This is a genomic window from Streptococcus pneumoniae (assembly GCF_001457635.1).
In the GTDB taxonomy this organism is placed as follows: Bacteria; Bacillota; Bacilli; order Lactobacillales; family Streptococcaceae; genus Streptococcus; species Streptococcus pneumoniae.
The window spans coordinates 47,349-71,935 of the sequence record NZ_LN831051.1; the positions used below are offsets into that span (position 1 = coordinate 47,349).

Annotated in this window: 21 protein-coding genes and 2 pseudogenes; 8 read left to right on the forward strand and 15 right to left on the reverse strand. The window is 39.5% G+C overall.

Features of this window, described 5'->3' with window-relative positions; translation table 11 throughout:
* Positions 1-328: 328 nt before the first annotated feature.
* The 3 genes from AT689_RS12285 (at position 329) to AT689_RS00225 (ending at position 1,940) form a co-directional block, all read left to right on the forward strand.
* Entirely contained in the window at positions 329-499 is a 171-nt protein-coding gene (locus AT689_RS12285; RefSeq protein WP_001808894.1) for a transposase, read from the forward strand.
* Between the two features lie 611 nt (positions 500-1,110).
* Positions 1,111-1,395 (forward strand): hypothetical protein, encoded by a 285-nt coding sequence (locus AT689_RS00215; RefSeq protein WP_000384133.1) that lies wholly within the window; start codon positions 1,111-1,113, stop codon positions 1,393-1,395.
* 326 nt (positions 1,396-1,721) lie between these two features.
* Positions 1,722-1,940, forward strand: coding sequence for a hypothetical protein (locus AT689_RS00225; RefSeq protein ID WP_001812735.1), 219 nt, complete (start codon positions 1,722-1,724; stop codon positions 1,938-1,940).
* A gap of 371 nt (positions 1,941-2,311) precedes the next feature.
* Here the strand turns inward: AT689_RS00225 and pflB are convergent, their stop codons facing one another.
* The gene (gene pflB / locus AT689_RS00230) at positions 2,312-4,636 is read right to left on the reverse strand and encodes a formate C-acetyltransferase (RefSeq protein ID WP_000260640.1); all 2,325 of its coding nucleotides are present in this window, start codon (positions 4,634-4,636) and stop codon (positions 2,312-2,314) included.
* A gap of 228 nt (positions 4,637-4,864) precedes the next feature.
* Here pflB and AT689_RS13160 point away from each other — a divergent pair, with 228 nt between their 5' ends.
* Both AT689_RS13160 and dinB read left to right on the forward strand, forming a co-directional pair.
* A complete protein-coding gene (locus AT689_RS13160; protein WP_001820559.1) occupies positions 4,865-4,987 on the forward strand; it encodes a hypothetical protein in 123 nt (40 codons plus the stop codon).
* Positions 4,988-5,031: 44 nt separating this feature from the next.
* The gene (gene dinB, locus AT689_RS00235) at positions 5,032-6,093 is read left to right on the forward strand and encodes a DNA polymerase IV (protein WP_000904567.1); all 1,062 of its coding nucleotides are present in this window, start codon (positions 5,032-5,034) and stop codon (positions 6,091-6,093) included.
* 146 nt (positions 6,094-6,239) lie between these two features.
* Here the strand turns inward: dinB and AT689_RS00240 are convergent, their stop codons facing one another.
* Positions 6,240-7,085 (reverse strand): undecaprenyl-diphosphate phosphatase, encoded by an 846-nt coding sequence (locus tag AT689_RS00240; protein ID WP_000280773.1) that lies wholly within the window; start codon positions 7,083-7,085, stop codon positions 6,240-6,242.
* A 255-nt stretch (positions 7,086-7,340) separates the two neighbouring features.
* Between AT689_RS00240 and AT689_RS13620 the strand changes: the two are divergent.
* Positions 7,341-8,316 (forward strand): annotated as a pseudogene (locus AT689_RS13620) (IS110 family transposase).
* Positions 8,317-8,509: 193 nt separating this feature from the next.
* On the opposite strand, the gene AT689_RS00260 reads toward AT689_RS13620, so the two are convergent.
* Positions 8,510-10,399 carry a DUF2207 domain-containing protein gene (locus tag AT689_RS00260; protein WP_000750634.1) on the reverse strand — a complete coding sequence of 630 codons (1,890 nt, stop codon included), beginning with the start codon at positions 10,397-10,399 and terminating at the stop codon, positions 8,510-8,512.
* 137 nt (positions 10,400-10,536) lie between these two features.
* Between AT689_RS00260 and AT689_RS00265 the strand changes: the two genes are divergently transcribed.
* A complete protein-coding gene (locus tag AT689_RS00265; protein ID WP_001227315.1) occupies positions 10,537-12,102 on the forward strand; it encodes an ABC transporter substrate-binding protein/permease in 1,566 nt (521 codons plus the stop codon).
* Positions 12,102-12,842, forward strand: coding sequence for an amino acid ABC transporter ATP-binding protein (locus AT689_RS00270; RefSeq protein ID WP_000189477.1), 741 nt, complete (start codon positions 12,102-12,104; stop codon positions 12,840-12,842). Before AT689_RS00265 ends, AT689_RS00270 begins: the two co-directional genes overlap by 1 nt.
* Before the next feature lie 108 nt (positions 12,843-12,950).
* Here the strand turns inward: AT689_RS00270 and AT689_RS00275 are convergent, their stop codons facing one another.
* From AT689_RS00275 to AT689_RS00330, 12 genes and pseudogenes are all read right to left on the reverse strand, one after another.
* Entirely contained in the window at positions 12,951-13,166 is a 216-nt protein-coding gene (locus AT689_RS00275) for a capsule biosynthesis transcriptional regulator (protein ID WP_001130038.1), read from the reverse strand.
* A gap of 870 nt (positions 13,167-14,036) precedes the next feature.
* The gene (ilvA, locus tag AT689_RS00280; protein WP_000952972.1) at positions 14,037-15,287 is read right to left on the reverse strand and encodes a threonine ammonia-lyase IlvA; all 1,251 of its coding nucleotides are present in this window, start codon (positions 15,285-15,287) and stop codon (positions 14,037-14,039) included.
* A 49-nt stretch (positions 15,288-15,336) separates the two neighbouring features.
* Positions 15,337-15,693 carry a hypothetical protein gene (locus AT689_RS00285; protein ID WP_001027901.1) on the reverse strand — a complete coding sequence of 119 codons (357 nt, stop codon included), beginning with the start codon at positions 15,691-15,693 and terminating at the stop codon, positions 15,337-15,339.
* Positions 15,694-15,930: 237 nt separating this feature from the next.
* Positions 15,931-16,167 carry a hypothetical protein gene (locus tag AT689_RS00290; RefSeq protein ID WP_001846568.1) on the reverse strand — a complete coding sequence of 79 codons (237 nt, stop codon included), beginning with the start codon at positions 16,165-16,167 and terminating at the stop codon, positions 15,931-15,933.
* A gap of 106 nt (positions 16,168-16,273) precedes the next feature.
* Positions 16,274-17,296, reverse strand: a complete 1,023-nt coding sequence (gene ilvC / locus AT689_RS00295; protein ID WP_000218054.1) for a ketol-acid reductoisomerase — start codon at positions 17,294-17,296, stop codon at positions 16,274-16,276.
* Positions 17,297-17,361: 65 nt separating this feature from the next.
* The gene (gene ilvN, locus AT689_RS00300; RefSeq protein WP_001253803.1) at positions 17,362-17,838 is read right to left on the reverse strand and encodes an acetolactate synthase small subunit; all 477 of its coding nucleotides are present in this window, start codon (positions 17,836-17,838) and stop codon (positions 17,362-17,364) included.
* Positions 17,831-19,531 carry an acetolactate synthase large subunit gene (locus AT689_RS00305; protein WP_000411763.1) on the reverse strand — a complete coding sequence of 567 codons (1,701 nt, stop codon included), beginning with the start codon at positions 19,529-19,531 and terminating at the stop codon, positions 17,831-17,833. Before AT689_RS00305 ends, ilvN begins: the two co-directional genes overlap by 8 nt.
* A gap of 200 nt (positions 19,532-19,731) precedes the next feature.
* Positions 19,732-21,399 carry a DAK2 domain-containing protein gene (locus AT689_RS00310; RefSeq protein ID WP_000036661.1) on the reverse strand — a complete coding sequence of 556 codons (1,668 nt, stop codon included), beginning with the start codon at positions 21,397-21,399 and terminating at the stop codon, positions 19,732-19,734.
* 2 nt (positions 21,400-21,401) lie between these two features.
* Complete coding sequence (locus AT689_RS00315; protein ID WP_000216436.1) at positions 21,402-21,767, reverse strand: Asp23/Gls24 family envelope stress response protein; 366 nt, start codon at positions 21,765-21,767, stop codon at positions 21,402-21,404.
* 156 nt (positions 21,768-21,923) lie between these two features.
* Complete coding sequence (gene rpmB, locus AT689_RS00320; RefSeq protein WP_001140948.1) at positions 21,924-22,112, reverse strand: 50S ribosomal protein L28; 189 nt, start codon at positions 22,110-22,112, stop codon at positions 21,924-21,926.
* A 118-nt stretch (positions 22,113-22,230) separates the two neighbouring features.
* Positions 22,231-22,665: pseudogene (locus AT689_RS00325) on the reverse strand (glycosyltransferase); the annotation flags it as partial.
* A gap of 316 nt (positions 22,666-22,981) precedes the next feature.
* Positions 22,982-24,526 carry a peptide chain release factor 3 gene (locus AT689_RS00330; RefSeq protein WP_001025408.1) on the reverse strand — a complete coding sequence of 515 codons (1,545 nt, stop codon included), beginning with the start codon at positions 24,524-24,526 and terminating at the stop codon, positions 22,982-22,984.
* Positions 24,527-24,587: the final 61 nt, after the last annotated feature.

A 24,587-nucleotide genomic window follows, 5' to 3' on the forward strand; every position in this document is an offset into this window, starting at 1 on the left:
GTACTGAACTCTCTCCAAAAACGGTTATGCCTCTTTGAATAGGGCGTTATCACAAGAAAAGCATCTCCACGTTTCAACTTCATATGGCTCAAAAACAATCAATTGATGCTAAAACCTGTACCTAGATGTTTCGGTTCATAAAACCATGAAACTGTAAAAGTGGATGAAATTGATAGCGATAGTCAAATCAAGAGGCATCATAACTCTAAAAAGTCACAATATATAAGTTCATCCTCGGAAAAATATCATTCTAATTGTTGAAATGGATATATAAACAGGGGTATTAACATTAAATGCTCATGAAACAACGAATACAGGTATCAAAACTATGACAAAACAAGTCCCTAAATTTACTAAAGACACTGCTCAACTTTACACCTGTAAATGGTTGTTGTATAATAAAGTTACAAAGATGTACGACCACACTGTTGTAAATCATAGTGTTCGCGAATATATTACTGATAGCATTTCTACAAATACAATTGAAGAGGCTGGATAGGCTTTAAACGAAATATGTCAGTGTTTTGGCATTCCTAGCCTTAATATCATTTAAAGAATTGTATAGATAAAATTTTTTCCAATACAGACACTCGTAACAACTGCTTCATTTTTCTACCAACATATTTAGGAACAGGATAAGATACAAGAGGATTAATCCATAAATCAGTTCTATACCAATCTAAGACAAATAAGCTAAAAAAACGATTGATAATAAGCAAATAGATTCCAAATTTTCTCTATCTGCTCATTTTAATAAACAATACTAGTGTAACTATCCTTCCAGTCAGAAACTTGTCAAATCACACCGAAAACTCTTCTAAAATTTATCTCGTTAGGCAATCAAGCAAAAACTCGACGATAGTACAAACATTATCATACAGAATTGACTGCCTAAATTATATACTTTAGTAAGGTTTTCGGATAAGAAAAAAGGTTCATTTTACATTTCTAAACATTCTTTTCTAAGATGAAAAACAGAATTTTTCGATTGTGATTTAAAGCAACAAGAAGATTTTCAGTATCATCCTATAGATACGAGCTAATTAAGAAAAACTACATTTTTGAATATAAACTACAATAATATAAACTAAATTTTATAGGAGGAAGACAATGGATTGGTACGATTATATGATACAGGCATCCAAACAATCACAATTCAACGCAAGCCATTGGTTTCGCTATTTGCGAAAAGTTATTTTTGAAGACTATTCTTATTTAACAAACCAAGATGTAGAAAAGTTGCTAGACTCCAAAGAACTAACCCGTTTTCAAAAAATTAGCTTGAAGTATGCCTTTCAAGAGCATACTCCAACTCATAAATATGTGATTTCATTAAATAAACCTGCTAAGTTAACCAATGTTCAAAAATTGATGGAGAAATACAAACATGGATAAAATGAAACCGGTCTTCCAAGCCCTAAATAAGAAATTAATTCAGGAAAATCTGACTTTAACAATTATGGTTATGTCTTAGAATATCATGGTTTACGTGCCACACAAGATGTTGATGCTTTTTATGACCAAAATCAGAAAATCAATGAAATTATTGCTCGTGTAGGAAAACAGTTTAATCTTAACATCCACGAAGAGTTATGGCTCAACAATCATGTTGCAAAGCAAATATGAACAAACAACCTCCCTTAAGTTTATGCGAATCCTTGTACTCATTTGAGAATCTGACCGTTTTAGTAGTCCCTATTGAGTATGTGTTAGGAATGAAGATGATGAGTATCAGAGAGCAGGATTTGCAAGATATTGGTGCAATTATTAAATACAAAAACTTTCATTCACCATTCGATACCTTTAAATATTTAAAAGACATGGGATTTGATACTATTGACCTCTCTGTTCTATTAGAAGGTTTTAGTTATGCTTATGGTATGGATTGGTTAGAAAAATTTTTTAAAGAAAATCAAGATAAACTTCGCGAATTTTATTAACAGTATCAAACAAGATGATTGTCAATTAGCCAGTCGTCTTATTTTTATGATGAAATGAAATGAAATAAAATCGGAACAAATCACTTAGAGAATTCCAGTCAATTTCTAGCACTGTTTGAGCCGTTTCAGCGGACTATAGTAAAATGAAATAAGAATAGGACAAATCGATCAGGACAGTCAAATCGATTTCTAAGAATGTTTTAGAAGTAAAGGTGTACTATTCTAGTTTCAATCTATTATATTTCAGATTCGGTCCACTGTTCCTTCCCAAAAACATTGCATATTGCGCCGAAGGAATTGCTCATACTATCCCAAGCACAAAACCCTCAGTCGTTTGACCGAGGGTTCCTTTTTATTATTCAAGAACTTGATTAGCTCAATGCATCCAAGGCGTCATCCATTGAAAGAACTTCGTGGAAGACACGTTGTGTCAATTCAGTTTTTTGTTCTGGAGTGAGGTATTTAGTGTTTACACAGTATCCAGAGATACGTACGATAACGTCTTCGCCTGACATGATTTTTTCGTAAACATCGTTCAAGTCCATAACGTTCAAGTTAACGTGTTGTCCACCGTTTTCGAAGTAACCATCAAGGATTGTTACCAAGTTATCAACTTGTTCATCACGAGTCTTACCAAGAGCGCGAGGTGATACTTGTGTAGTCAATGAGATACCGTCAGCTGCATAACTAAAGTCAAGGCTAGAAAGTGAGTTCAAGTTTTGCAACCAACCACCTTTAGCTTTGTTAGATGGGTTAGCACCTGGTGAGAAGAATTCAAGTTTAGACAAGTTCACAGAACCATCTTCGTTGAGGTATACACCTTTGTGAACTGGTGAGTTACCAGTTTGTTTAGAGTAAGCAACGTTAGATGTGATTGTCAAAAGTGATACTGTAGCTTCTGCGTCTTTGTATAGTTTGTGGCTACGTAGACGAGTTGTGTAAGCTTCGATCAACCATTCTGCCAATTCGTTTGAACGTGGGTCATCTTCACCCCAGCGTGGGTAGTCACCGATTGTTTCGTAATCGTAGATGTAGCCATCTTCGTCACGGATTGGTTTAACTGTAGCGTATTTGATAGCTGACAATGTATCAACAGTGTTAGCAAATCCACAGATACCGAATCCCATGTTGGCACGTTGTTTAGTTGGCAAGAAGGCCATTTGAACAGCTTCGTAGTTGTACCTATCAGTCATGTAGTGGATGATGTTCAAGGCATCTACGTAAGTGTCAGTCAACCAGTCAAGAGATTTTTCAAAGTTCGCTTTAACTGATTCGAATTCAAGAACTTCGTCACGAATAGGATCGATGTCAAATACTTTGTAGTCTTTGTGAACATCGTCGTAACCACCATTCAAACCAGTAAGAAGGGCTTTAAGAACGTTTACACGAGCACCGAAGTACTGGATGTTGTGGCGTTGTTCTTCATTTTCTGGATCAAGTGGAGACACACAGCATGAGATACAGCTCATTTCACCATATCCGTCTTTAGCCATTGTTGTTACACCTTCGTATTGGATAGAAGAGTGTTTGTGGCTCATGTGCATACAGTAGCGACGGAAGTTGTATGGCAATTTGTCAGTCCAAAGAACTGTCAAGTTTGGTTCTGGTGAGTTACCGATGTTGTCAAGAGTGTTCAAGAAACGGTAGTCCATCTTAGTAACACGGTGACGACCGTCGTTACCCATACCAGCCATAGAAGTTGTGATAAAGGTTGGGTCACCTGAGTACAATTGGTCATAAGCTTTTGTACGAGCAAATTTAACTGTACGAAGTTTCATAACGAAATCATCAACGAATTCTTGGATTTCTGATTCAGTAAATGTACCACGAGCAAGGTCACGTTCTGCAAAGATGTCCAATACGATTGGTACACGACCTAGAGATGTAGCAGCACCGTTAATCACACGGCAGACAGCCATGAAAGCAATGTTAACCCATTGGATTGCTTCTTTCACGTTCATCGCTGGTTTGCGAACATCAACCCCGTAAAGGTCACCCAGGCGAACAACTTGTTGCAATGCTTGGTATTGAAGGTTTACTTCTTCACGAAGACGGATTGTTTCTTCATCGATTTCTTTGATTGCATTCCAGTCGTTTACTTTTTCTTGCATCAAGTAGTCTGCACCGTAAAGAGCAAGACGTGCGTAAACACCGATGATACGTCCGCGTGAGTATGCATCTGGAAGACCAGTTACAGTGTGTGCATGACGAGCGCGACGAATATTTGAAGTGTAGGCACGGAAAATACCGTCGTTAACTGTTGTTACATATTTAGTGAAGATTTCGTGAACAGCTGGGTCTGGTTCGTATCCATTTTCTTTTAAAGTAGTTTCAGCCATACGGATACCACCTTTTGGCATGAAGTTCAATTTGAAGAGTTCATCATTTTGGATACCAAAGATAACTTCATTTTCTTTGTCGATAAATCCAGCAGGGATATCAGCGATAGATGTTGGACGAGTGTCCATTGGGAAACGAGTTTCTTCGTAGTGTGCTTTAGTTTCTTCTACAATTTTCTTGATGTGAAGTGAACGCTCTGTTGGTCCTGCAAGGAAGCTTTCGTCTCCATCATAAGGTGTGTAGTTAGCTTGTACAAAGCGTGATACACTTGCTTTTTCTTTCCAATCTACGCCTTTGAAGCCTTCCCAAGCTTTGTCAAAAATATCTTGTGCTTCAACAACCGTCTTAACAACCATATTAATGTCCTCTTTTTTCTAGTAACAGTCATCTGTTACATTCATAAGACAAGTATACCATAAAGTAATCGATTTCAACAAGTGCAAAATCCCTATTTTTACACTTTCTTTTCTAAAACAGTCTATATTTTATTTCAAACTGTATTATATTTTTGAAAAAAAATAAAGTCCTTTTTTCTTTTTTTCAGAAAAAAGGGTATAATAAAAGAAAATAAGCAGTAACACTCAATGGAAATCGAAAAGCAAACTAGGAAGCTAGCCGCAGGCTGCTCAAAGCACTGCTTTGAGGTTGTAAATAGAACTGACGAAGTCAGCTCAAAATACTGTTTTGAGGTTGCAGATGGAAGCTGACGTGGTTTGAAGAGATTTTCGAAGAGTATAAAAAGGTGCTAGGCATGTTGATTTTTCCTTTGTTAAATGATTTGTCAAGAAAAATCATCCATATTGACATGGATGCCTTTTTTGCTGCGGTGGAAATCAAGGATAATCCTAAACTCAGAGGAAAACCTGTCATTATTGGAAGCGACCCTCGGCAAACAGGTGGACGGGGAGTCGTTTCTACCTGTAGCTATGAGGCTCGAGCTTTTGGTGTCCATTCTGCCATGAGTTCCAAGGAAGCTTATGAACGTTGTCCCCAGGCCGTCTTTATCTCAGGAAATTATGAGAAATACAAAGCTGTGGGACTCCAGATTCGAGCTATTTTTAAGCGCTATACAGATTTGATTGAACCCATGAGCATTGACGAAGCCTATTTGGATGTGACAGAAAATAAACTCGGTATCAAGTCAGCGGTCAAAATTGCTCGCCTCATTCAAAAAGATATCTGGCAAGAACTCCATCTAACTGCTTCTGCCGGTATTTCCTACAACAAGTTCTTAGCTAAAATGGCGAGTGATTATCAAAAACCTCATGGTTTGACAGTGATTCTACCTGAACAGGCTGAGAATTTTCTCAAACAAATGGATATTTCCAAATTTCATGGAGTAGGAAAAAAGACAGTAGAACGTCTTCATCAAATGGGCGTTTTTACTGGTGCTGATTTACTTGAAGTTCCTGAGGTGACCCTAATAGACCGTTTTGGTAGACTAGGCTATGATCTGTATCGAAAGGCTCGTGGCATTCACAACTCTCCAGTCAAATCCAATCGCATCCGTAAATCAATCGGCAAGGAGAAAACCTACGGGAAGATTCTCCGTGCTGAGGAAGATATCAAAAAAGAGCTGACTCTTCTATCAGAAAAAGTCGCTCTCAATCTACATCAACAAGAAAAAGCTGGAAAAATTGTCATTTTGAAAATCCGCTACGAGGACTTTTCAACTCTTACCAAACGAAAAAGTCTTGCTCAAAAAACACAAGATGCTAGTCAGATAAGCCAAATAGCCCTGCAACTCTATGAAGAATTAAGCGAGAAAGAAAGAGGTGTCCGCCTATTGGGGATTACCCTGACTGGATTTTAAAGCTCAATGAAAATCAAAGAGCAAACTAGGAAGCTAGCCGCAGGCTGCTCAAAACACTGTTTTGAGGTTGCAGATAAAGCTGACGCGGTTTGAAGAGATTTTCTAAGAGTATAAAACCTTGAAGAGTTGCCCCTTCAAGGTTTTTCTTATACAAATAAACGGACAAAACTGTAAAGTAGCAAAACACTACCAAGCACGATACGGTATTTACCAAAAAGGGTGAAGTCGTGTTTTTTCACATAGCTGGTCAAGAAGCGAATAGCCACCATGCTGACCGCAAAAGCTACTCCCATCGCGACCAAGAGCAAAAACAATTGCCCAAAGCTCAAGAGTTCTCCGGCTTTCACAAATTTGAAAATCTTTAAGGCACTAGCTCCAAACATAACGGGAATCCCAAGATAGAAGGTAAATTCTGTCACAACTGAACGACTGGTTCCATTTAACAAACCACCGACAATCGTTGCACCTGAACGGCTAGTCCCTGGTAAAAGAGCAAGAACTTGGAAGAGTCCGATATAGAAAGCGGTCGTATAAGGAAGCTTGTCCAACTCTGTTACACTTGGCTCGATAGCACGCGCTTTATTGCGCTTTTCCAAATAGATGAAGGCAACCCCGTAGATAATCAACATGAGAGCAACTGAAACCATGTTATGGAAGTGGGTATCAAACCAATCATCAAATTTAAAGACACCAAGTAAAGGCAAAGTGGCAATCAAGACCTTCAACCATAGTCTCCAAGTCTTACGAACTTCCTGTTTGTCCTTAGTCGGTTTAAAAGGATTGAGCTTGTTAAAATAAATCACCATAACTGCTAAAATAGCACCAAGCTGAATCACGACATTAAACATGGACATAAAGGCTTCATTTTGATTTTGGTATTGGATAAACTCCTCTGCTAAAATCAAGTGACCTGTACTGGAAATCGGCAACCATTCCGTAATTCCTTCAACAATCCCGAAGAAGATAGATTTTAAAATTTCAATAAGATACATATATTTCTCCTTATATTATATTTAACGCAGTTAGCTACTGCCAAAGCCCAAGTGGTATACTTGGAATAAGCCACTGTGGATTAGTTCATTTCCTCCAATCGCTTGACGATTTCCGAAAGGGTCTAACAACAGCTTTTTGTTTCAATTGGTAATGAGTTTGATAACGCATAGACGTTTTATCTCGTCTAAGGTAACAAGGCAAAAAGTTCGTGGATAACCAAGTAGACTTGAAATACTATATCTGGAGGTACTCCCATGCTTTATGTGGGCATTGATGTCGCTAAAAATAAACACGATGTTACAGCCTTGAATGTTCGAGGAAAACTGTTCTTAAACCACTCACTTTTTCAAATAATAAAGCTGGTTTTGAACTCTTAGATCTGTCTTTTCGACAGCTCAACCAAGACTGTCTCATCGCTCTTAAACTTCTTTCTGACCCCAATCGTGAACAATTTCAACACGATAATCGGCAAGTAGAACTAAAAATACTGGCTAGACATATTCATCGTCTCAAGAAAAAACAGTCTGATTGGAAAGTACAATACACTCGTTGTCTTGATATCATCTTTCCTGAGTTGGATAAAATCGTTGGAAAGCATTCAGAATATACCTACCAACTCTTGACACGCTACCCTAATCCTCAGAAAAGGCTTGAGGCAAGATTTGATAAGCTGATAGAAATTAAGCGATTGACCGCTTCTAAAATTCAGGATATCCTCTCAGTCGCACCTCGTTCTATCGGAACAACATCTCCTGCTCGTGAATTCGAAATCATCGAAATCATCAAACATTACAAGAGGCTCATTGACAAGGCGGAAACATGTGTCAATGACTTGATGGCTGAGTTCAACTCGGTCATCACGACGGTTACTGGGATTGGGGGTCGTTTAGGGGCGGTCATTTTAGCCGAGATTCGAAATATTCATGCCTTTGATAATCCTGCTCAATTACAAGCTTTCGCTGGACTGGATTCTTCTATTTATCAGTCAGGTCAGATTGATTTAGCTGGAAGAATGATCAAACGGGGTTCCCCTCATCTGCGGTGGGCACTCATACAAGCTGCCAAAGCATGCGCTCGCTTTTCACCTGCTTTTAAGGCCTATCTTAAGACTAAGTTAGAATAAGGAAAACATTACAATGTAGCCATCATCCACCTTGCAAAAAAACTTATCCGAACCCTGTTTTATATCCTAAAAAAGAGCTGCCATTTGACGAACAAAAAGTGATGTAATTTCTGAAATTAACACAGGATTACCTTTGAAAAAATGGACTTTTTCAAGGGCTTTTTGCCGTGCTCTAAAATCATCGCCAAATCATCAAATTGAAATAAGAAATAGTTTAGATAAAACTATTGACTTTTCTTATAGTTTGTCTTTCTTCTATCTTCCATTATATCATACTTTTTCAGTCTATGGTAGCTCTCTTTAAAAGGCTCCGATACTGCCGCCACCTCCGCCTCCAGAGAAGCCACCGCCAGAACTTCCACTTCCAGAAGATACGGAGTAGGTACTTGCTGTATTTGCGACACTAGCATAATGGCTCATTTGCGCGCTTGAATGATAAAACATACTGTGCCAGCCATAAGCTACATAGAGATTGATATCTGGATTTTCAACTTGAATCTGATGAACCTTCATCAAATGACTAACCTTGTCCGCATAGCCAAATAAGGTTGCATAGACCAAGAGACGATTCCAAACAACAATACTTTCCAATTCAGCCTTATCCAGTCGTGCAATCTCACGTAACATATTTTCAAAACTGGTCCAGAGATAGTAGACCTCAGCTCCCGCTTCATTTAGAACACCATCACGATTATCTAGTCGAAGCTTCCAATAATAGAAAACAGACAAAACTAACCCTAGAAAACCAAGTATTGGCAAAGGGAGGTAAAGATAGCCATGAACGTCTAAACTGTACAAGAACAAACCAAATCCGATAAATAGGGGCAAGATAGTCAAGACACCCATACCCACTTGCAAAGCCTTTTCCAAACCAGTTAAAGGACGATAGTAATCTGGGAGCCCCCAGAAGGAAACTCGTTTTCTCACTCCTTCTTGCATCTGGTTCAATACCTCTTCAAAAGAAGATTTGAGTTGAAGCCCTCTTGCTTGAATCCGTTTTTCATCAGAAACTTTGGCTCTACGATAAAGACTATCAGATACCTTGTAATCCGCAAACAAATTGGAAAGAGTTTCTTCTTTTTTACCTGAAAAAGCTAGATTTAGGCAGTCTTTCTCAAAGCTTGACAAACCATCTTCTTTTACTAGCCTCAAACCAACTGCATCTCCTTCTGAAATGATAGAGACATTCCCACGGTCTATCACATCTAGCAAGGTAGCTTGAATAAGTTGATCAAAGGTGAATTTTCCAGCTCCCTTGACCAAGGGACTCACTTCCTCCAAGGAGGTCGAGTAGACTGCTTCTGATAAAACCATAGGCTCTAATTCCATTGGGGGTTCATAGAGACGATGATTTTTAGCATATTTGATTGAAGGAGCGGTCTTTCTTCTATAGATAAAATAGAAACAGATGCTCAATAACAAGGAGATGGAAAGGATCGAAGGGAAGATCCAAGTAAGTAGTTGTTTACTTTGATCTTTTTCTTTAACGATCGAATCCTCTATCTTATTAAACTCTTCTAAACGATTCCCTTTCAAGCCCTGATCCCTAGCGCTAGCAAAATCAGTTCGCGGCCAGTAGGCATGCAATTCAACTCCACGCTTAGCCGGAAGATTGTCTAAACGAATAGTATAATCAAGGTTACTCTTTTCAACCGTTCTCTCTCTAAAAAGTTTCCCTGTATGGAAAAAGAGTTTCTCAGCCCCCTTGTCTCCCCTTACATGAAATTCAAACTTTTCAATAGACTCTGAACTATCTGTCAGAGGTTGCCAATTTAATTCAGCGATATCATCATAAAGGAAAAGTAAATTTTTTAAGTTCCAGACGAGGTCAACTTCAACTATGTCGCCCTCCTGACCTGGATTATAGACTCTCACAGTATAACCATCCGCTTCTTCTGTTACTTCGCTAGTCACATCTGCTAGTTCTGCACCGTTTTTCGCGGCCTGAATCTTTGGATGAGGGTCAATGTCAAACCCGCTAGGCATCTTACCAGCACGTCCAAGTCCCACGATTTGGCCCTTAAAGTCCTCCTCAAACTGGTAAACTATCTTCTGTCTAAACTCTGCCGTATTGTCTGCATGAATATACAAATCCCCTTGATAAGAGTTTATCTTGAAATCAATGGCAAAAACAGAGAGTGGAAGAAGGCAAAACAAGCCTAACACCAGTAAGAAAAAAGTTTTTTTCATCAACTAAGCCCCCTTTTTATCTTTCTTATCATTATAGCATTTTTTCGTAAGTAAAGGCTTACTTATGTTGAAAAATTACGCATTTTTCGATAAAATAGGAGACAGTTATTTTTTAATAGATCAGAATAGGAGAAATCATGAGAAAAATATACTTATCTATTTTCACAAGTCTCTTGCTGATGCTAGGACTTGTCAATGTTGCTCAAGCCGATGAATATTTACGCATCGGTATGGAAGCAGCATATGCTCCCTTTAACTGGACCCAGGATGATGATAGCAACGGAGCTGTCAAAATCGATGGGACCAATCAGTATGCCAACGGATACGATGTTCAAATCGCCAAGAAAATCGCTAAGGACTTAGGTAAAGAACCTTTGGTTGTTAAAACCAAGTGGGAAGGTCTAGTCCCTGCCCTTACTTCTGGTAAGATTGACATGATTATCGCAGGTATGAGTCCAACTGCAGAACGCAAACAAGAAATTGCCTTTTCGAGCAGTTACTATACTAGCGAACCAGTTTTGCTTGTCAAAAAAGATTCTGCCTACGCAAGTGCTAAATCTTTGGATGACTTTAACGGTGCAAAAATCACTTCTCAACAAGGGGTCTACCTTTATAACTTGATTGCACAAATCCCAGGTGCTAAAAAAGAAACAGCCATGGGAGACTTCGCTCAAATGCGACAAGCTCTTGAGGCTGGTGTCATTGATGCTTATGTTTCTGAACGTCCAGAAGCACTGACTGCTGAAGCTGCGAACTCTAAGTTCAAGATGATTCAAGTAGAACCTGGTTTCAAAACTGGGGAAGAAGATACAGCTATCGCTATCGGGCTTCGTAAAAATGACAATCGTATTAGCCAAATCAATGCCAGCATTGAAACCATTTCAAAAGATGACCAAGTTGCCTTGATGGATCGTATGATCAAGGAACAACCTGCCGAAGCTACAACAACTGAAGAGACTAGCAGTAGTTTCTTTAGCCAAGTTGCTAAAATTCTTTCTGAAAACTGGCAACAACTCTTGCGTGGTGCTGGTATCACTCTTTTAATCTCTATCGTCGGAACCATCATAGGTCTCATTATTGGACTTGCCATTGGTGTCTTCCGTACTGCTCCTCTCTCTGAAAACAAAGTCATTTACGGCCTACAAAAACTAGTCGGCTGGGTTCTCAATGTCTACATTGAAATTTTCCGTGGTACGCCAATGATTGTTCAATCGATGGTTATCTACTATGGAACTGCCCAAGCTTTCGGGATCAACCTTGACCGTACACTGGCTGCTATCTTCATCGTTTCAATCAATACCGGTGCCTACATGACTGAAATCGTCCGTGGTGGTATCCTAGCAGTTGACAAGGGACAATTTGAAGCTGCGACTGCTCTTGGTATGACCCATAACCAGACCATGCGTAAGATTGTCCTACCTCAGGTAGTCCGTAACATCCTACCTGCAACTGGTAATGAATTTGTCATCAATATCAAAGATACATCTGTATTGAACGTTATCTCTGTTGTCGAACTTTATTTCTCAGGAAATACCGTGGCAACACAAACCTATCAATACTTCCAGACATTTACAATCATCGCCGTGATTTACTTTGTCCTCACCTTCACCGTAACACGTATCCTACGCTTTATCGAGCGCAGAATGGACATGGATACCTACACTACAGGTGCTAACCAAATGCAAACGGAGGATTTGAAATAATGACACAAGCAATCCTTGAAATTAAACACCTCAAAAAATCCTATGGACAAAACGAAGTGCTAAAAGACATTTCACTCACTGTCCACAAGGGAGAGGTCATCTCTATCATCGGAAGCTCTGGAAGCGGAAAATCGACCTTCCTACGCTCCATTAACCTACTTGAAACACCAACTGATGGACAAATCCTTTATCATGGACAAAACGTCCTCGAAAAAGGCTATGACCTCACGCAATACCGTGAAAAGTTGGGGATGGTTTTCCAATCCTTTAACCTCTTTGAAAATCTCAATGTTCTTGAAAACACAATCGTCGCTCAGACAACTGTCCTAAAACGCGAACGCACAGAAGCTGAAAAGATTGCCAAAGAAAACCTGGAAAAGGTCGGCATGGGAGAACGCTACTGGCAAGCCAAACCAAAACAACTCTCAGGTGGTCAAAAACAACGTGTGGCCATCGCTCGTGCCCTCTCCATGAATCCGGACGCTATTCTCTTTGATGAACCAACATCAGCTCTCGATCCAGAAATGGTTGGAGAAGTCCTCAAAATCATGCAGGACCTGGCTCAGGAAGGCTTGACCATGATTGTCGTAACCCATGAAATGGAATTTGCCCGTGATGTCTCTCACCGTGTTATCTTTATGGATAAGGGCGTGATCGCTGAAGAAGGTAAACCAGAAGACCTCTTCACCAATCCTAAAGAAGACCGAACAAAAGAGTTCCTTCAACGCTATCTCAAATAAAAAGAAAAGGCTGCATCAACCGTGCAGTCTTTTTGCTGTCCTCAAAATGAAAAGGCAGATTCTCTATCTCTACTACTTGAAGGTCAAGAATCCGCCGTTATCCAAAGATTAATCTTCAAATTTTTCATAATTTTTTTCATAGAAATCAATTAGGCCTAGGGCTGTTTCAAATGAAATATTTTTTACTTTTGCACGACCCTGCGCCAGAGCAATGATAGACATTTCACGCGCATTCGTTTCTTTAGAGATACGGTAGCCTGTGATTTTCTTATCACGAACCCAGCCAACAACTGATTCTACTTTTTCAAAGTTTGACTTAGCCATGTTTTTCTCCTATTTTCTTCTTTATAATATTTAATTGTATACGTTTTTACTACTTTTGTCAATAAAAAAAACATATATTCAACGAAAATAATTAGTTCAGAATTTTCTTACTTCCTTTTTAAATCCGATAATATATAGGTTTTGCTAGCCTCTACACCATAAATATTTGCTAATAAAAATACTGTATTATTACCCTCTTAAGGTGCGAAATTATTCAAGTTCTTAAAAAATGCTTCTCTATTTCCGTAAGATAGCTTATTTCTTCGATTTAAGAACTGAAGATGATAGTTCTAACCTTTAGAAATCCAAGCCTTCACTAGCTCAAAAACTCCTATCTTTCTTCCTCAATAAATCATCTGAGAGATAGGTATTCCTTATGTCCTTCAAATTCATCACTCCTTTGGATATTGAGGTGCTAGCCTAGAAGCAGACACCCGATTATCTAAACCATCCTTAATAGAGATGACAAGACAGATAAGCTCAGTTAATTACTTATATATCTTTTTAATATGGTATATTTGTCAACAAAAAGAAATCAAATCATACCTTATACTCAATGAAAATCAAAGAGCAAACTAGGAAGCTAGCCGCAAGTTGCTCAAAACACTGTTTTGAGGTTGCAGATAGAGCTAACGTGGTTTGAAGAGATTTTCGAAGAGTATTAAAGACAGTGTGACTATGCTTGTCAATAGATAGGAAATCAAAATGAAGGATGGAAATCTGAGCCAAACATCATAAGTGCTATAATGAACAGAAGTAAGAATTGCACGATAAGTTTTCTAAAACCATAGGAATCGTCCCCTTTCTTCATCTTCATTATAGCACATATACATCAGTTGTACAAATAATATGATATTTTTTTATTAGTCCTCAGACAAGCATATTATAAAGCGTTTCATTACCATTTAAGTTAATATAAGCTGGATCAAAACCTTCCATTCTACGAATCAAACCTGCATAATCATGCTTATCTGCTAAAGCGATCCCAATTAATACTGGGCCTGTTCCCTTGCTAGCTCGTTTGATATACTCAAAACGTGTGATATCATCATTTGGCCCCAGGATATCATTTACAAACTCACGCAAAGCTCCTGGACGTTGTGGGAAATTGACCACAAAGTAATGTTTGATACCATCATAAATCAAGGCACGCTCTTCCATTTCTGGCATACGGTTGATATCATTATTTCCTCCAGAAATGATACAACAAATGGTTTTCCCCTTAATATATTCAGCTAAAACCTCTAAAGAGGCGATACTAGCCGCTCCAGCAGGTTCTGCGACTATCCCTTGCTTAGAGTAAAGGTCAATCAAGGTTTCAGAAATCAATCCCTCATCGACACCTACCAAAGTTTTAATATGTTGACGAGTTGCTTCATAGGTCAACTGACCTACCTTTTGCACAGCAATCCCATCAGCAAATTTATCAATTTCCTTGAGTTTGACTGGACCTCCAGCCTCAAAGGCAGCTTTCATGGAACGCGCTCCATTCGCCTCTACTCCGATAACCTCAATCTCTGGACTTGTTTCCTTGATATAGGTAGAAACCCCGGCAATGAGACCGCCACCACCAACAGGAACCAAGACAGCATCAAAATCAATCGATTCTTTTCGAGCTTCTTCTAAAATCTCATAAGCAACTGTTCCTTGACCTGCTTGAACATGAGCATCATCAAAAGGATCAATAAAGGTACGATTTTCAGAGACTGTAAATTCTTGAGCTGCTTTGGCTGAGGCATCAAAGGTATCTCCAACTAGTTTAATAGTTACAAAATCCCCACCAAAAAAGCGAACCTGACCAATCTTTTGTTGTGGCGTAGTAATGGGCATAAAGATAGTAGCAGGAATTTTCATTTCATTACAAGTATAGGCTACTCCCTGCGCATGATTTCCCGCAGAAGCGCAGACTACCCCACGTTCACGTTCTTCCTTGCTGAGCTGGGAAATGGCATAATAGGCACCACGAATTTTAAAGGAGCGAACACGCTGGGCATTTTCTTTTTTCAAATAAATCTTAGCACCATACTTCTCCGATAAATAATGATCGTAATCCAGTGGAGTATTCACAACCACACCGTTCAAGACCTTGTGAGCCTTGATTATATCTTTTGAACTTAACATATAAAACCTCTTTTTCTATAAAAAACAGTCACTAATGACTGTTTTTTAGTTATTCATCTCCGAAAACTTCAGTAACACTTTCATGGTATTTATGAGCCATACGAATCGAAAACTCTTTAGGAAGTTCATAACGATTTGTGGAAATCCAATCATATAACCATTCTACCAAACTTTCTTCACTATCATTACGATGGAAGATAAAATAGTTTAAAATTTCTTTATATTCTACATCATTCAAATCCAACGTGTCTACAAATTGACTACGAGGAACAAAATTAGAATCTAATTTTCTTAGTTGATCTGTCAATTCTCCCAATTGTAAATCCAACTGAAAAAATAGTTTTTGCAGTTGCCTATCAGTTTCATCACATCCTGTCTTGATAGAAAACAAATTGGTAATATTCATATGATTTCAACCCCTAAATAAGTACATCTAATATCCCACGAATAGCTGAAGCTAAAGTTTTCGCAGTCCAGTCATTTAAACCCGATTCTTTCAATCCAGATGCAATAATTTGCTCTATTTGATATAAATCGCCATCTATCGTCTCATTTATTCTGCGAAGAGGACCTTCAATATAGGATAAAGCTTCTCCGAATCTAACAGCTGATTTAGGTCCTAATGATTTACCAACTATATTTGTTAATGTTTTTTATTTCTCAAAATCCATTTCGCTATATAACGAGCAGATTTAGTCGCATCAGCTCTCTCAAACGGAGAATGAATTTCAAGACCTTCTTCTCTAGCTATTTGTGCCAATTTGAAGAATTGTTCAAAGGTCATATGCAACCTACCATCTTCAAAATTAGCATCATCATAAATGTTAATTACAGCATTTTCATCATACGACCAATCTGCTTTATTTTGGTCTGCTAGCACTATTACCGACGGTGTAATTACATTATACAACTAGAACCAATAATAACGATGCAATTTTTCTCATAATCTTTTTCATAAAATCATCTCCAGCGCTATATATTTCTAATTAGTTATAGATTTTGAATGCATCATCGTCGTTTTTACCAACGAATGGCATTGCTTTACGCAATTCTGCACCAACTTTTTCAATTTCAAGGTTAGCTGCTTGTTCACGGTAAGCAGTCAATTTTGGACGTCCAGCTTTATAGTCATTTACAAAGTCATTTGCAAACTTACCATTTTGGATGTCTGCCAAGACAGCCTTCATATTTTCTTTAACTTGTTCAGTGATTACACGTGGACCTGATACATAGTCACCGTATTCAGCAGTGTTTGAAATAGACTGACGCATTTTCTTGAATCCACCTTCGTAGATCAAGTCAACGATCAATTTCATTTCGTGAAGAACTTCAAAGTAAGCCAATTCTGGAGCGTAACCTGCTTCTGTCAAGACTTCGAAACCTGCTTCGATAAGGGCAGTCAAACCACCACAAAGTACAGCTTGTTCACCAAACAAATCTTCTTCAGTTTCTTCTTTGTAAGTTGTTTCAAGAAGACCTACACGAGCCGCTCCAACACCTTTACACCAGTCCATAGCAATGTTTTTAGCATTTCCTGTTGCATCTTGGTATACTGCATAAAGAGCTGGAACACCAAATCCTTCTTCGTAAGTACGACGTACCAAGTGTCCTGGTCCTTTAGGAGCACACATGAAGACATCTACATCCGCAGGAACTTTGATAAATTCAAAGTGGATGTTGAAACCATGGGCAAATCCAACTGCGTTTCCAGCTTCCAAGTTTGGAGCGATTTCTGCTTCGTACAATTCTTGTTGAATTTCGTCTGGCGCCAAGATCATGATAACATCAGCCAACTTAGTAGCTTCTGCTACTGTGTAAGTATCAAATCCATCTTCTTTTGCTTTATCAAAAGATTTACCTGGACGTACACCGATAATAACGTCACGACCGGAATCACGCAAGTTTTGAGCATGCGCATGCCCTTGTGAACCATAACCGATAACGGCGATTTTTTTACCGTCAAGTGCTGCTACTTTAACATCTTTTTCATATTCCATTTGAACTGTCATAGCTTTTCTCTCTTTTCTATTATTTATTGCCTTTTAGGCTGGTTTAATAAATTTAAGTTGGATTTTTAATCGCGGGTAAATCCAGTTGCACCCGTTCGAGCAATATTGCGAATACCGTATGGGCGAATGACTCGCAATAGGGCTTCGCTCTTTTCTGCATTTCCCGTCATCTGAATGGTAATCGAGCTTGGCGCTACGTCTACCACTGTTGCACGGAAAGGTTGAATAATCGCTAAAATCTCAGCTCTCTTCTCAGCTGGCGCTGACATCTTAACCAAAATCACCTCGCGCTCCAAATGAGGCTTGTCTGTAATATCTCGAATGCGAATCACATCAATCTGACGATTGAGCTGTTTGATGATTTGCTCCACTTCATCATGAGAAGCAACATCAATAATAATAGTGATACGCGATACATTCGGATCTTCTGTTGCTCCAACAGAGATGCTTTCAATATTAACCTGACGACGAGATAGGACACCTGTAAAGCGATTGAGTACTCCTGAACGATTTTGTAGTTTTGCTGTTAACATTCTACGCATGGAACTTCACCCCCAACATCTCATGATTACTCTTACCAGCCGGTACCATTGGTAACACCTGTTCCTTACGAGAAATATCTACCTCAATTAGCATAGGAACATCCTCAGTGATGACTTCAAGGTCTTGAGCCAAGGTCTCAGGATTGTCAAACTTATAGTTTTTAATACCATAAGCCTGCGCCATCAATTGGAAATCAGGAAGGGTATCAAAGACCGACTCTGATGTTCTGCCTTCATAGAAGGATTCCTGCCACTGGCGAACCATTCCAAGTGAATGATTGTTCAGCATAACCACCTTGATTGGCACCTTGTAAATATTCAAAATAGCCAACTCCTGGTTGGTCATTTGGAAACCACCATCCCCAACAAACAAGACTACTTCCTTATCTGGGTTAGCAATTTTAGCACCGATTGCTGCTGGAATTCCAAAGCCCATTGTTCCCAAACCACCTGAAGTCACTAACTGACGCTCATTTTGGTAGGGATAATACTGAGCTGTCCACATTTGGTGTTGACCAACGTCTGTTACCACAATGGCATCTCCATTCGTCAATTCACCAATTCGTTCAATAACTGCTTGCGGTTGAACCACACGCTCTTTCTTGTCATAAGAACGAACACGATTCTTGTCTTTAGTGACTTTCTCAATCCACTTTTCAGTATTGTTGTGAACTGTTGGTTCTGCTAGCAACATTTGCAAGGCCTTCTTAGCATCTCCAACTACAGGAATGTCTGCACTGATAATCTTGCCAATCTCAGCTGGGTCAATATCAATGTGGGCAACCTTAGCATTCTTAGCGAAAGTCTTAGGATTCCCCGTCAAACGGTCATCGAAACGAGAACCAATACTAATCATAAAGTCCGCTTCCGTCATGGCAATATTTGCTGCGAATGACCCGTGCATGCCTCCCATTCCAAGAAAGAGTGGGTGACTCGTTGCAATCGTTCCTTGTCCCAAAAGACTGGTTACCACTGGAATTTGATAGCGTTCTGCAAATTCATTTAGTTCCGTAGCAGCCTCAGCATAACTAATTCCACCACCAGCTAACAAGACTGGCTTTTTAGCCTTGGACAATTGCTTCAAGATTTTCTTGATTTGCATATCATTCGGCTCAAGAGTCGGCTGATAACTTGGTAAATTCACTTCTGGTGAATAAATGAAGTCTGTTTCTAAAGCAGATATGTCTTTTGGTAGGTCAATTACAACTGGCCCTGGACGGCCTGTAGTTGCGATATGGACAGCTTCCGTAATGATACGCGGAATATCAGCTGTCTCACGAACTTGGTAATTGTACTTAGTGATTGGCATGGTAATTCCCACGATGTCTGCCTCCTGAAAGGCATCCTTCCCAATCCCTGCTCGCGCCACCTGACCTGTAAAGACCAAAAGGGGAACGCTATCGCTCATGGCATCCGCAATCCCTGTAATGGCATTTGTTGCTCCTGGTCCACTAGTGACGACGGCAACACCCAACTTTCCAGTTGATTTGGCATAACCTTCAGCTTCATGCAAACAACCTTGCTCATGGCGCCCTAGAATGTGGCGAATGCCTTTAAAATTATATATCGCATCATAAAAAGGCAAAACCGCACCACCAGGATAACCAAAGATGGTATCAACTCCTAAATCACGAAGTGTTTCCAAAACTAGGTCCGACCCCGTCTTAGGAGATTCTAAACTGATTTTCTCCATTATTCCCCTTTCTTTCCTCTTAAAAATAACTTGTTACTATCATACCATTTTTTCAAAATTTTTCAAGATAAAAGAAGAAATTTTCTGAATTTTCTATTTTAACGTTTATTTATGAATGTTATTTTTGTTTTTATTAAAAAGATACCGATTTCATTTACTAAAAAAGAAAAAAGAACTGATTTCTCAGTCCTTCATTAATCTTATTCCACACTAAATAGGTATGGGTAAACAGGTTGTTGACCTTGGTGAATCTCGACTTCAACGTCTTCGAATTCTTCTACGATTTCTTGAGCGATTTCATTGGCAAGTTCTTCGCTTCCGTCTTCACCGACATAGAAGGTTACGATTTCACTGTCTTCATCCAACATATGTTTCAAGGTTTCAGTCAATGTTTGGTGCATATCAGGGTTTGACACAAGAATTTTTCCATCCACCATACCTAGATTATCGTTTTCATGGATTTCTAAGCCATCGATCGTTGTATCACGCACGGCTGTTGTGACGCTTCCGCTAACAACATCGCTAAGAGCAGCTGTCATACGCTCTTGGTTTTCTTCAATGGACTTGCTTGGATCAAAGGCAAGAAGACTTGTCATACCTTGAGGAAGAGTGCGAGCCTCTACCACTACTGCTGGTTGCTCCAAAACTTCTGCCGCAGATTGAGCTGCCATGAAGATGTTCTTGTTGTTTGGCAAGAAGATGATGTTACGGGCATTGACCTGTTCAACAGCCTTGATAAAGTCTTCTGTTGAAGGGTTCATGGTTTGACCGCCTTCGATAACATAATCCACGCCTTGAGAACAGAAGATATCTGCTAGACCTTTACCAGCCACCACAGCAATCAAAGCATACTCTTTTTCTTCAGCCGACTTGATAACTTGAGTAGCTTCTTTCTCAACCTGTGCTTCGTGTTGGTTACGCATATTGTCAACTTTTACCTTGACCAAGCTACCATATTTGAGACCTTCTTGCATAACAAGTCCTGGATCTTCTGTATGAACATGGACTTTGACAATTTCATCATCGTTAACAACGAGGAGAGAATCCCCAAGCTCATCCAAGTAGTTACGGAATTCATCGTAGTCAAAATCTTTAGCATAGGTTGGACCTTGCTTAAGAGCTACCATGATTTCAGTACAGTAACCAAACGTGATGTCCTCAGTCGCTACGTGACCAGCTACAGACTTATGATGCTCTACATTGATCATCTCACTCATGTTGGCAGGAGTCGCTACAAAGTCCTCAGATGCAATATATTCGCCAGTAAGGGCTGAAAGGAAACCTTCGTAGATGAAGACCAATCCTTGACCACCTGAGTCCACAACGCCAACTTCTTTCAATACTGGAAGCATGTCTGGTGTTTTAGCTAGAGCTGTTTTAGCACCTTCCAAGGCTGCGCGCATGACTTCAACAGCGTCATCTGTTTGCTCAGCTTTTTTCTTAGCACCGATAGCAGCTCCACGAGAAACTGTTAAAATCGTTCCTTCAACAGGTTTCATCACTGCCTTATAGGCAACTTCCACACCTGATTGGAAGGCCAGAGCCAAGTCTTGACCTGTTAACTCGTCTTTATCCTTGATAGCTTGGGAAAATCCACGGAAAAGCTGAGACGTAATCACTCCTGAGTTCCCACGCGCACCCATCAAAAGCCCTTTGGCAAGAATGCTCGCTACTTCTCCAACTGTAGAAGCTGGCTTGTCTGCAACTTCTTTAGCACCATTTTCAATGGTCATTCCCATATTTGTCCCAGTATCTCCATCTGGGACTGGAAAGACGTTTAATGAATTGACATATTCAGCTTGCTTATTCAAGCGAGTTGATGCAGCCTGCACCATTTCTTGAAATAAGCTAGTAGTAATTTTTGACACGGTTATTCTCCTACAACTTTGATATTTTGAATGTAGACATTTACAGTCTGAGCAGTAATTCCAAGCTGGTTTTCCAAGCTAAAGGCAACACGCTCTTGAATGTTTTTTGACACTTCACTAATCTTTGTTCCGTAGCTTAACACGGTATATACATCAACTGCAATACTGCCATCTTCGGCTGCCTTTACGACGACACCTTTAGAATAATTTTCCTTACCTAGCAGGGCTTGGAAATTATCTTTGAGGGCATTTTTACTAGCCATACCGACCACACCAAAAATCTCAGTTGCTGCTCCACCTACGACGGTTGCAATCACTTCATCTGTTAGTTCGATTTGACCATCTTTTGTATTAATTTTTACAGTCATCCTTTTTACCTCAACTAGTTGATACTCTATTTTATCATATTTCAGCCCAAGTGTAAAAGCAGAATGATGTATCAGCGGATATTTACTCTATTTTTCAAACGATGTTATACCCACAATAAAAGAAAAAAGACCCTAAGGTCTCCTTTGCTTTTATTATTAAACGCGTTCAACTTTACCTGATTTCAAAGCACGAGCTGAAGCCCAAACTTTTTTAGGTTTACCATCGATAAGAACAGTAACTTTTTGAAGGTTTGGTTTTACGGCACGTTTTGTTTGGTTCATCGCGTGTGAACGGTTGTTTCCTGATACAGTCTTACGACCTGTAAAGTAACATACTTTAGCCATTGTGTTTTCCTCCTATTAGATCTAATATAGCGGATGTGCTAGCACCACATACCGTACTATGTTATCACACTTTCTTGTTTTTTGCAAGGGAATTGGAAGATTTTTTATTTGTGTCTTAAATCAGGTCTTGCGTGACATTTTCTGCTCTCCACATGCCATTGTTGATTAACAGAACACCAGAATTAAAATTATGTGTATAAAAATCATCTCTAACTGCAGCTAAGGGTATAGCCGTCAAGTCCAAATCCCACAGCTCATCTATCGATTTTCTTACAACAATATCTGAATCCAAATACAGTACACGAGACTCGCTTACATACTTTGGAATAAAATACCTAAAAAAAGCCGCATATGAAAGTCCCTCAAAGGGGAGACGATAACCTTTCAGAATACTACTGTCAATCTGAACATTCACAATCTCACTATTCAAAGTCTCTAGTCTTTTTTCCATCAATTGGAACCATTCTCGCGGAAGGTCATCATTAAAAACATAAAACTTAAGATTATAATGATGAACACAAAGAGATTTTATTGTTGTTTCAACTTTATCCATATAAGCATTATCTGCACCTAAGACAATCGCTTTTTTCTCTTCTTTCACTCTTTATCTTATTTCTTTTTATTCCCATCATATTATTCCCATCATATGTTTCTACGTAACCATTATTTTCGCCTATTCGTTCGTAAAACCATACCAGTGGAGATTTTAGATGAAGTCCCATTACGGTTTACAATTTTTACATTACGACACGGAGTTTTACAAATCGATTTCATTTGCCAAACGTAGTTAGTGAGGCAGTTAGCTAGTTCGCCAAATAGCGACTAGCGTCCAACAATTTGGAACTTTAGTTCCAATTGTTGGTACTGAGTCACATCTTCTCCTCTAACTCTACGTCTGGATACTTGTCCGCAAACCAGCGGAGGGCAAAGTCATTTTCAAAGAGAAAGACTGGTTGGTCAAAACGGTCTTTGGCTAAGATATTGCGACTTGACGACATCCGTTCATCCAAGTCCTCAGGCTTGATCCAACGAACGGTCTTTTTACCCATTGGGTTCATAACTACTTCCGCATTGTACTCGCTTTCCATGCGGTGTTTAAAGACTTCAAACTGGAGTTGACCTACAGCGCCTAGCATGTACTCACCTGTTTGGTAATTCTTATAAAGCTGAACGGCTCCTTCTTGCACCAATTGCTCAATCCCCTTGTGGAAGGATTTTTGCTTCATAACATTCTTAGCAGAAACTTTCATGAAAATTTCAGGAGTAAAGGTTGGCAGTGGTTCAAATTCAAACTTGTTTTTTCCAACCGTCAAGGTATCCCCAACCTGATAAGTACCGGTATCGTAAACCCCGATAATATCACCTGCCACGGCATTGGTCACATTCTCACGACTCTCCGCCATAAACTGGGTAACATTAGATAGTTTGGCACCCTTACCAGTACGAGGGAGATTGACACTCATGCCACGCTCAAATTCGCCTGATACGATACGGACAAAGGCAATACGGTCACGGTGACGAGGATCCATGTTGGCTTGGATTTTAAAGACAAAGCCTGAGAAATCCTTGTCATAAGGATCCACAATTTCACCGTCTGTTTTCTTGTGACCATGTGGTTCTGGAGCAAACTTGAGGAAGATTTCAAGGAAGGTCTGCACACCAAAGTTTGTCAGGGCTGAACCGAAAAAGACAGGCGTCAATTCTCCAGCCAGAATAGCTTCCTCTGAAAACTCATTCCCAGCTTCATTTAAAAGCTCAATGTCATCCTTGACTTGCTCGTAGAAAGGATTGCTACCAAAAAGTTTGTCTCCATCTTCTAGGCTAGCAAAACGCTCATCCCCTTTGTAAAGCTCTAAACGTTGGTTATAGAGGTCATACAAGCCCTCAAAGGCTTTCCCCATCCCGATAGGCCAGTTCATAGGGTAGCTAGCAATGCCCAAGATTTCTTCCAATTCTTGCAAGAGATCCAAAGGCTCACGACCGTCACGATCCAACTTGTTCATAAAGGTAAAGACTGGAATGCCACGATGTTTCACAACCTCAAACAATTTCTTTGTTTGAGCCTCGATCCCCTTGGCAGAGTCCACGACCATGACCGCAGCATCCACCGCCATCAAGGTACGATAGGTATCTTCTGAGAAGTCCTCGTGCCCTGGCGTGTCTAAGATATTCACGCGCTTGCCGTCGTAGTCAAATTGCATAACAGATGAAGTAACAGAAATCCCACGTTGCTTCTCGATATCCATCCAGTCAGATTTAGCAAAAGTCCCTGTTTTCTTCCCTTTTACCGTACCAGCATCACGAATCTCACCCCCAAAGTAGAGTAACTGCTCAGTGATGGTTGTTTTCCCCGCGTCCGGGTGGGAGATAATGGCAAAGGTACGACGTTTCTTAATTTCTTCTTGAATATTCATAAGTTCTCTTTCTTTGATTCTCTATTTTTCTTGTTTCAATAGCTGAGAATGATTTTTACAT